This is a genomic window from Bordetella petrii, from assembly GCF_020991325.1.
Taxonomy (GTDB): domain Bacteria; phylum Pseudomonadota; class Gammaproteobacteria; order Burkholderiales; family Burkholderiaceae_B; genus Bordetella_A; species Bordetella_A petrii_E.
The window spans coordinates 1-6,915 of the sequence record NZ_JAJMLX010000244.1 but is presented as its reverse complement, the minus strand read 5'-3'; the positions used below and the strand labels follow the sequence as shown (position 1 = coordinate 6,915).

Annotated in this window: 7 protein-coding genes and 1 pseudogene; all 8 read left to right on the top strand. The window is 67.9% G+C overall.

Annotated elements, in window-relative coordinates:
• Window positions 1–273, top strand: a pseudogene (locus LPZ50_RS19580) (3-hydroxyacyl-CoA dehydrogenase); the annotation flags it as partial.
• Between the two features lie 9 nt (window positions 274–282).
• Window positions 283–1,479: an acetyl-CoA C-acyltransferase gene (locus LPZ50_RS19575; RefSeq protein WP_230663997.1), complete on the top strand. Its 1,197-nt coding sequence runs from the start codon at window positions 283–285 to the stop codon at window positions 1,477–1,479.
• Between the two features lie 59 nt (window positions 1,480–1,538).
• On the top strand, window positions 1,539–2,030 hold the full coding sequence (locus tag LPZ50_RS19570) for a DUF4442 domain-containing protein (protein ID WP_268903494.1): 492 nt from the start codon (window positions 1,539–1,541) through the stop codon (window positions 2,028–2,030).
• Window positions 2,031–2,051: 21 nt separating this feature from the next.
• A complete protein-coding gene (locus LPZ50_RS19565; protein WP_230663991.1) occupies window positions 2,052–3,719 on the top strand; it encodes an AMP-binding protein in 1,668 nt (555 codons plus the stop codon).
• A 60-nt stretch (window positions 3,720–3,779) separates the two neighbouring features.
• A complete protein-coding gene (locus LPZ50_RS19560) occupies window positions 3,780–4,688 on the top strand; it encodes a LysR substrate-binding domain-containing protein (RefSeq protein WP_230663988.1) in 909 nt (302 codons plus the stop codon).
• Window positions 4,689–4,802: 114 nt separating this feature from the next.
• Window positions 4,803–5,801, top strand: coding sequence for a tripartite tricarboxylate transporter substrate binding protein (locus tag LPZ50_RS19555; RefSeq protein WP_230663985.1), 999 nt, complete (start codon window positions 4,803–4,805; stop codon window positions 5,799–5,801).
• Window positions 5,802–5,834: 33 nt separating this feature from the next.
• Window positions 5,835–6,644, top strand: a complete 810-nt coding sequence (locus LPZ50_RS19550; protein ID WP_230663982.1) for an enoyl-CoA hydratase/isomerase family protein — start codon at window positions 5,835–5,837, stop codon at window positions 6,642–6,644.
• Window positions 6,645–6,647: 3 nt separating this feature from the next.
• Window positions 6,648–6,915, top strand: a 268-nt coding sequence (locus LPZ50_RS19545) for a CoA-binding protein (RefSeq protein WP_230663978.1), incomplete at its 3' end; no start/stop codon positions are given.

Below are 6,915 nucleotides of genomic sequence, written 5' to 3'. Positions count from 1 at the left end.
GACATTCCCGTGGCCGGGCGCACGGGCATCGCCAACTTAGAAATGGTGCTGCTCAACATGCGCGAAGGCGGCATGATCAGCGCACACGACTACCGCGTGGCGCGCAGCGCCGCCGTGGCCCTGTGCGGCGGCGAGGTCGACGCCGGCACGCGCGTCGATGAAGAATGGCTGCTGGCCGTGGAACGCCGCGAATTCGTGGCGCTGCTGCGCACGCCCGAAACCCAGGCGCGCATCCGCCATACCCTGGAAACCGGCAAACCGCTGCGCAATTAAGGAATCGCGATGAGCAAACAGATTCAAGACGCCTATATCGTGGCCGCCACCCGCCTGCCGGTGGGCAAGCGCAATGGCCTGTATGCCGCCACCCGGCCCGACGACATGCTGGCCGCCGCGCTGCGCGCCGCGCTGGCGCAAGTGCCGACGCTGGATCCGTCCCGGGTCGAAGACGTGATTGCCGGCTGCGCCATGCCCGAAGCCGAACAAGGCATGAACGTGGCGCGCATGAGCCTGCTGCTGGCCGGCCTGCCCGACAATGTGCCCGGCGTTACCGTCAACCGCTTCTGCGCGTCGGGCCTGCAGGCGGTGGCCGACGCGGCCGCGCGCATCCGCCTGGGCGCGGCCGATGTCATGATCGCCGCCGGCACGGAATCGATGAGCGCCATGCCGCAAATCATGGGCAACAAGGTCGCCATCAATCCAGAGATCTTCGCGCACGACGAGAACCTGGGCATGGCTTATGGCATGGGCCTCACCGGCGAGAAAGTGGCCGCGCAATGGAAAATATCGCGCGAAGACCAGGACGCCTTCGCGCTGGCCTCGCACCAGAAAGCCTGCGCGGCCAGCGCCGCCGGACACTTCGACGCGGAAATCACGCCCTATCAGGTTCTCAGGCATGTGCCGGGCAAAGCCGGCGCGGCGCGCGCCATCGAGCAGATGGCGGAACGCGACGAAGGCCCCCGCGCCGACACCAATGCACAGGCCCTGGCCAAGCTCAAGCCGGTGTTCGCGGCGCGCGGCTCGGTCACGGCCGGCAACAGTTCGCAGATGTCCGACGGCGCGGCCGCGGTGGTACTAGTGTCCGAACGCGTGCTGCGCGAACTGAACCTGGCGCCGCTGGCGCGCTTCGTGGGCTTCTCGGTGGCCGGGGTGCCGCCGCAGATCATGGGCATCGGCCCGAAAATGGCCATTCCCAAGGCCCTGGCCGCCAGCGGCATCGCCCAGCAGGATCTGGACTGGATCGAACTGAACGAAGCCTTCGCCGCCCAGTCGCTGGCCGTGATGCGCGACCTGGAACTGGACCCCGCCAAGGTCAACCCGCTGGGCGGCGCCATTGCGCTGGGCCATCCGCTGGGCGCCACCGGGGCCATCCGCACGGCCACCCTGGTGCACGGCCTGCGGCGCACCGGCGGCAAGTACGGCATGGTGACCATGTGCGTGGGCACCGGCATGGGCGCGGCCGGTATCTTCGAAGCCCTGTAGACCTTGCCGTGAAGCCCTACTGGTTCAAACGGCTGGCGCCGGCATGGCGCGCCCGGCTGATGCGGCTGGGGTTCAACCTGCACCCCGCCTTCCGGTCTACCGGCGGGCGGGTCACGCACATATCGCCCGACTTCATGCACTTGCGCATCCGCCTGCCGCTGGTGCGCCGCACACGCAATATCGTGGGGTCGATGTACGGCGGCGCCCTGTTCGCCGTGACAGACGGCGCGCATCCCACCCTGTTGATGTCCGCGCTGGGATCCGATGCCATCGTGTGGGACAAGGCGGCCACCATCCGCTACCGCAAGCCGGCCTACGGCACGCTGTATGCCGATTTCCGGCTCGACCCCGCCGACATCGCCGCCATACGGGCCGAACTGGCCAGCCAGCATGAAACCACCCGGGTATACGTGGTGGAACTCAAGGACGAGCACGGCGCGGTGTATGCCGTGGTCGAACGCACCGTGTATATCGCCGACAAGCAGTTCTACAAGAACAAGGCCCGCTCTCCCGATGCCCCGGCCGATAACGGCGCGCAGCCGCCCGCCTGAGCCTCACCGAAGACATACGCTATGGAACGCATCTGGCTAGACAGCTACCCGCCCGGCGTACCCGCCGACATCGATATCTCGCCCTATGAGTCGCTGCTGACGATCCTGGACAACAGTTGCCGGCGCTTTGCCGGCCGGCCCGCCTATACCTGCCTGGGCACCACCATTACCTATGCCCAGCTGGACCGCCTGTCGCGCGATTTCGCCGCGTGGCTGCAGTCGCGCGGCCTGCGGCAGGGCGACCGGGTGGCCCTGATGATGCCCAACCTGCTGCAATACCCGGTATGCCTGTTCGGCGCGTTGCGCGCCGGCTGCGCCGTGGTCAATTGCAATCCGCTGTACACCGCGCATGAACTGGCGCACCAATTGGCGGACTCCGGCGCGCAAGCCATCGTCATTGCCGAGAATTTCGCGCACACCTTGCAGCAGGCACTGCCGGACACCGCGCTGCGGCACGTGGTAACCACGTCCGTGGGCGGGCTGCTGGGGCCCTTGAAGGGCCTGGCCGTGAATTTCGTGGTGCGCCATATCAAGCGCAAGGTACCGGCCTGGAAGCTGCCCGGCGCCATCACGCTGGGCGCCGCCCTGTCGGCGGGCAGCCGCCTTCCGCTACAGGCCCCGGCGCTGACGCGCGCCGACCCCGCGTTCCTGCAATATACCGGCGGCACCACGGGCGTGGCCAAGGCCGCGGTGCTGACGCACGGCAACATGCTGGCCAACCTGTGCCAGGCCCATGCCTGGGTACGCGGCCTGGTGCGCGAAGGCGAAGAATGCGTGGTCACGGCGCTGCCGCTGTATCACGTGTTCGCCCTCACCGCCAATTGCCTGGTCTTCATGAAACTGGGCGCGCGCAACCTGCTGATCGTCGACCCGCGCGACATGTCCTCGTTCATCAAAGACCTGCGCAACACCCCGTTCAGCGCCATCACCGGCGTCAACACCCTGTTCCGCGGGCTGCTGAATCATCCGGACTTCGCCGGGCTGGATTTTTCCCGGCTGCGGCTCACCATGGGCGGCGGCATGGCCGTGCAACGCGCCGTGGCGCAGCGCTGGCACGAGGTTACGGGAATAGCGCTGGCGCAAGCCTACGGCCTGACCGAGACGGCTCCCGCCGTCACCATCAACCCCCTGGACGTCACGGACTTCACGGGCTCCATCGGGCTGCCCGTGCCGTCTACCGAACTGTCTATCCGCGATGACGACGGCGTCGAGCTGCCGCGCGGTGAAACCGGCGAAATCTGCGTGCGCGGCCCCCAGGTCATGTCCGGCTACTGGAATCGCCCCGACGAGACCGCCCTGGTGTTCCATCGCGACGGCTTCCTGCGTACCGGCGACATGGGCTACGTGGACGAACGGGGTTACGTGTTCCTGGTAGACCGCAAGAAAGACATGATCCTGGTATCCGGGTTCAACGTGTACCCCAACGAAGTGGAAGACGTGGCCGCCCTGCACCCGGGCGTGCGCGAAGTGGCCGCCATCGGCGTGCCCGACGAGCGTTCGGGCGAAGTGGTCAAGCTGTTCGTCATACGGCGCGACCCCGAGCTGGATGCCCAGGCCCTGATCGCGCATTGCCGGCAGCACCTGACGGGCTACAAGGTGCCCCGCCACGTCGAATTCCGCGACGACCTGCCCCACACCGCGGTCGGCAAGATCCTGCGGCGCGAGCTGCGCGTGCCAGCCGCGCCCTGACGCGCCGGGCGGCGGGCCGCCACGGCGTAATATGCCGGTTACGCCATCCTGCCCGCCCCCATGAAACGCGTTCCTGTCCCTTTGAATCCGCTGCGCGCCTTCGAGGCCGCCGCCCGGCTGCTCAGTTTCACCGCGGCCGCGCAAGAGCTCAGCGTGACGCAGGTAGCCATCAGCCGCCAGGTGCGCGTGCTGGAAGACTACCTGGGCGTGGAGCTGTTCACGCGCGGCCCCCATTCCATTCAACTGACCGACGCCGGCGCGCGGCTGTACCCGTCAGTGAACCGCGCCTTCGACGAGATCTCGCATGCCGCCGCGCTGGTCAGCCGCCGCAATCGCCCCGACGTGCTGGCCATCCAGGCCTACACGACTTTCGCCCAGCACGGCCTGATCCCGCTGCTGTCGCGCTTTCATGAAAAACATCCTGGCATCGAGGTGCGCCTGTCGGCGTCGACGCAAGCGGTGGATTTCGCCCACCAGGACCTGGATGCCGCCATACGGTCGGGCACGGGCCACTGGCCCGACTACGAAAGCGATTTCCTGGCCCCCATCGAGTTGGTGCCCGTTGTCAGTCCGGCCCTGCTGAAGGCGGTGGGCGGCCTGGATTCGGCCGGCGACCTGCGGCGCGTCACCCTGCTGCATTCACTGGCGCGCCCCGACGACTGGGCCGCATGGCTGGCCGGCGCGGGGTACGGTAGCGCCAAGGGGCTGCGCGTGCTGAAGTTCGAGAATTCCGCCATGGCCTACGAAGCCGCCATCCAGGGCGTGGGGTGCGCCATCGGCATCCGGGCGCTGGTGGGCCGCTACCTGGATTCGGGCGCGCTAGTGGCGCCGTTCGCGCTGACGCATACCCTGCCCGGCGGTTACTACCTGGTGCGGCCCAAGGGCCGCCGGGAATCGCCCGCCCTGCGCATTTTTCGCGCCTGGCTGCTGGAAACCCTGGTCCGTCCGCCCGGCCAAGCCCAACAATAGGTTTGTCTAGAACGGACAAATTGTTGATTGTCCGCCCATGCCGCGCTGTCCCACAATTTCGCTGCAGTTCCACTTCCACGATGGAACCCGACGAAAAACCAGGAGACAGTCCCCATGTCCGCTTATTCCCTTTCGGCGGCCGCGCGTCTGGCGCGCCGCCTGCTCATACCCGCGCTGGGCGCAGCCGCGCTCCTGTCGGGCTCGCCCGCGCATGCCGCGTTCCCCGAAAGGCCGGTGACCCTGGTGGTGCCGTTCGCCCCGGGCGGCGGCACCGACACCATTGCCCGCACACTGGCCGAAGGCATGGGCAAAGACCTGGGCCAGACCGTCATCGTCGAGAACCGCCCCGGGGCCGGCACGGTGATCGGCACACAGTTCGTGGCGCGCAGCGAACCCGACGGCTACACGCTGGTCATGGCGACCTTCGCGCACGCGGTCAACCCGTCGCTGCACAAAAACCTGCCGTTCGATACCGACAAAGCCTTCGCGCCAGTGGCGCTGGTGGCGCACTCGCCCAACATCCTGGTCGTCAATCCCAAAGAACCCTTCCAGAATGTCCAGCAGCTGTTGGACTATGCGCGCGCCAACCCTGGCAAGCTCAACTACGGTTCGTTTGGCAACGGCACTTCGGCGCACCTGGCGGGCGAACTGTTCAAGCGCCTGGCCAAGGTCGATCTGGTGCATGTGCCCTACAAGGGCAGCGCGCCGGCGCTAAACGACCTGATGGGCGGGCAGATACAGCTGATGTTCACCACGGTGGCCAGCGTGGCATCGCATATCAAGAGCGGCAAGCTGCGCGCCCTGGCCGTGACCTCGGCCGAACGTTCGAAGGCGTTTCCTGACTTGCCCACGCTGGCCGAGGCAGGCGTGCCAGGCTACCAGGCGGAAAGCTGGTATGGCCTGTACGCCCCCGCCGGCACTCCCCCGGCGGCACTGCAGCGGCTGAATGCCGCCGTGGCCAAGGCTGTGCAGTCGCCCGCCTTCCAGCAACGCGTCGCCGAAGAAGGCCTGATCGTCGAGGTGGGCCCGCCCGGCCAACTGACCCAGTACGTCCAGGCCGAAGAAAAACGCTGGGGCCAGGTGGTGCGCGACGCCAAGCTGCAGCAGGAATAGGCCCACAGACCGAACAACCCCTCCGCATCCAACATGACGACCACACACACCCATTCTTCCCCCACCATCCTGCTCGATGTGCAAGACGGCGTCGGCGTGCTGACCCTGAACCGCCCCGCCGTGCGCAACGCCATCGACGACGCGATGCGCACCGAACTGCTGGACGCGCTGGAGCGCGCGGCGCGCGACCCGGCCATCCGGGCCCTGGTGGTGACGGGCGCCGGCGCGGCGTTCTGCGCCGGCGGCGACATCAAGGGCATGAGGGCCCGGCTGGACGCTCCGGCGGGCGACGTGGCTTTCAACGGCTGGACCCGCCAGCAACGCACGCACCATGCCGTCAGCGCCCTGTTCAAGCTGCCCAAGCCCACCATCGCCGCCGTCAACGGCGCCGCGGCGGGGCTGGGTTGCGACATGGCGCTGTCGTGCGACTTAGTCATGGCCGCCAGCACGGCCCAGCTGTCCATGACATACATCCAGCGCGGCCTGATCCCCGATGGCGGCGGCATGTATTTCCTGCCGCGCCGGGTGGGGCTGGCCCGCGCCAAGGAACTGATTTTCTCGGGCCGGCGCGTGGCGGCCGACGAAGCCCTGGCGCTGGGCATGATCGACCGGATCGCGCAGCCGGACGAACTGCTGGCGCAGGCCCGCCGCTGGGCGGCGGAACTGTCGCATGGGTCGTCCACGGCGCTGGCCCTGGCCAAGACCCAGCTGAACCAGACCTACGAACTCAGCGCCGAGCAATCGTTCGCCATGAGCAGCCAGGCCCAGGCCGTGTGCTACACCACGGCCGAACACCGCGCCTCGGTCGAGGCGTTCCTGGCCAAGATCGCGGCGAAGGGATAAGCCATGCGCCAATTGGAACGTCTGCTGCGCCCGCGCAGCGTGGCCGTGATCGGCGCATCATCGGAAGCCGCCAAGACCGCCGGCCGCCCCATCGCCTACCTGCAGAAACATGGTTACGGCGGCCGTATCTATCCGGTAAACCCGCGCAACGACACCATCGCCGGCCTGCCCTGCTACGCCGATATCGCCGCCCTGCCGGATGCGCCCGACGTGGGCCTGGTGCTGCTGGGCGCCAGCCGCGCCGTGCAGGCCGTGCGCGAACTGGCGCAGC

Excerpts from the sequence above, each read along its gene's own strand:
- LPZ50_RS19575 (WP_230663997.1), top strand. The coding sequence starts at position 283 with ATGAGCAAACAGATTCAAGACGCCTATATCGTGGCCGCCACCCGCCTG.
- LPZ50_RS19570 (WP_268903494.1), top strand. The coding sequence starts at position 1,539 with ATGCGGCTGGGGTTCAACCTGCACCCCGCCTTCCGGTCTACCGGCGGG.
- LPZ50_RS19565 (WP_230663991.1), top strand. The coding sequence starts at position 2,052 with ATGGAACGCATCTGGCTAGACAGCTACCCGCCCGGCGTACCCGCCGAC.
- LPZ50_RS19560 (WP_230663988.1), top strand. The coding sequence starts at position 3,780 with ATGAAACGCGTTCCTGTCCCTTTGAATCCGCTGCGCGCCTTCGAGGCC.
- LPZ50_RS19555 (WP_230663985.1), top strand. The coding sequence starts at position 4,803 with ATGTCCGCTTATTCCCTTTCGGCGGCCGCGCGTCTGGCGCGCCGCCTG.
- LPZ50_RS19550 (WP_230663982.1), top strand. The coding sequence starts at position 5,835 with ATGACGACCACACACACCCATTCTTCCCCCACCATCCTGCTCGATGTG.